The sequence below is a fragment of the Limnohabitans sp. 2KL-51 genome (assembly GCF_003063645.1).
GTDB lineage: Bacteria > Pseudomonadota > Gammaproteobacteria > Burkholderiales > Burkholderiaceae_C > Limnohabitans_A.
In genome coordinates this window covers 1-1473 of record NZ_NESJ01000051.1, presented here as the reverse complement: position 1 = coordinate 1473, position 1473 = coordinate 1, and the positions used below count along the sequence as shown (strand labels likewise).

At 56.0% G+C, this 1473-nt stretch carries 3 protein-coding genes and 1 pseudogene; all 4 read right to left on the bottom strand.

What is annotated here, in order from left to right; all coding sequences use genetic code 11:
• A pseudogene (locus tag B9Z49_RS21720) lies at nt 1-419 on the bottom strand (energy transducer TonB); the annotation flags it as partial.
• On the bottom strand, nt 416-844 hold the full coding sequence (locus B9Z49_RS21320) for a biopolymer transporter ExbD (RefSeq protein WP_108355441.1): 429 nt from the start codon (nt 842-844) through the stop codon (nt 416-418). The gene B9Z49_RS21320 and the pseudogene B9Z49_RS21720, both read right to left, overlap by 4 nt.
• Before the next feature lie 2 nt (nt 845-846).
• Complete coding sequence (locus B9Z49_RS21315) at nt 847-1278, bottom strand: biopolymer transporter ExbD (RefSeq protein WP_108355440.1); 432 nt, start codon at nt 1276-1278, stop codon at nt 847-849.
• Nucleotides 1279-1311: 33 nt separating this feature from the next.
• On the bottom strand, nt 1312-1473 hold a 162-nt coding region (locus tag B9Z49_RS21310), incomplete at its 5' end, for a MotA/TolQ/ExbB proton channel family protein (RefSeq protein WP_199225140.1).

The following is a 1473-nucleotide window of genomic DNA, read 5'->3' as shown; positions in this document are numbered from 1 at the left end:
GGTGGAGCAGGTGGAGCAGGTGGAGCAGGCGGTGGAGGTGGTGGCGGGGCAATCACTGCAGGCGTTGGCGGTGGTGTTGCCACGGATTGAACCACCGGTGCCGTCAAGGTGGCCGGGGGCGCTACGTCAGGTGGCGGCACAAACGGAGGCGGTGGCGCTTCGACCTTGGGCACCTCTTGTGGTTTGATTGGCTTCGGCGGTGGTGGTGGTGGGGGCGGCGGCGGCGGTGGAATGATGACTTCCTGGATCACGACCGCTTCGAGCGGCTTTTTCAAAGCCACCAGCGCGTTCTTGGCCGTGCCCGAGACGATGGCCCAGCCAATCAAAATGTGCAGGGCGACCACAATCGCGAGGCCTTTGTAGCGTCGCGAGGGGTCCTTCGGTTTGTAGACCGGATGCAAACTAGAGCGTGTATTCATTGGACGAACTGCTCACTTCCAATCACGGCCATCTTGGTCAGTCCCTTTCGTTTGGACGTGGACAGGACATTGGCAAAGACGGCATATTGGGAAGCCTTGTTAGGCCGGATATGCACCTCGGGCTGTGACGCTAATTGGCCAATGGTTGCCATTTTGGCTTCCAGCTCCTCTGCGGACACCGCCTGACCTTGCCAATAAACCACACTGTTTTCATCAATGTCGATCTGGATTTTTTCAGGCTTGATGCTGTTGCTCGGTGGTGTGCCTACTGGCATATCCAGATTGACCGAGTGCAACTGAATCGGAATGGTGATGATCAGCATCACCAGCAGCACCAGCATCACGTCAATCAATGGCGTCGTATTGATGTCCATCATCACTTCTGGATCGCCAGCGCCAGAGCTGGATCTTGTGTTCATGGCCATGCTTAGCCTCCCAGAGGTGGTGGTTCAGTGATGAAGGCCACTTTGACAATACCGGCGCGCTGGCATGCGTACAAGATCTTGCCAACGCCTTCGTAGCGCGACGCCATATCACCGCGAATTTGCACTTCGGGCTGTGGGGTGGCGGTGGACACTTTCTTCAACTTGTCCACCAGTGCTTCCACGTTGGCCACCTTTTGGTCATACCAGTAGATGCCACCCGAGGTGTCCACTGAAATGATGATGTTCTCTGGCTTCGATTCCCGAATTTCCACCCGTTCCTTGGGCAAAGAAACCGGAATGGATGTAGTGACCACGGGTATGGTGATCAGAAAGATGATGAGCATGACCAGCATCACGTCCACAAGGGGCGTGGTGTTGATGGTTGAGATCACTGCATCTTCATCTCCGTCTGGACTTCCTACGTTCATCGACATAGCGCCATCCTTGTGAGTTCGGTCAGCAATCTATTAGCTCTTGGCAGAGGTGGAAGCCACAAGCACGGCATTCAAATCATGGCCAAAGCTGCGCACGTCATCCATGACATCTTTGTTGCGATTGACCAGCCAGTTGTAGCCCAACACGGCGGGGACGGCAACGGCCAGGCCGATGGCGGTCATGATCAAGGCCTC

Bases quoted from the DNA above. Each gene is read 5' to 3' on its own strand.
- B9Z49_RS21320 (WP_108355441.1), bottom strand. From the start codon at position 844: ATGGCCATGAACACAAGATCCAGCTCTGGCGCTGGCGATCCAGAAGTG.
- B9Z49_RS21315 (WP_108355440.1), bottom strand. From the start codon at position 1,278: ATGTCGATGAACGTAGGAAGTCCAGACGGAGATGAAGATGCAGTGATC.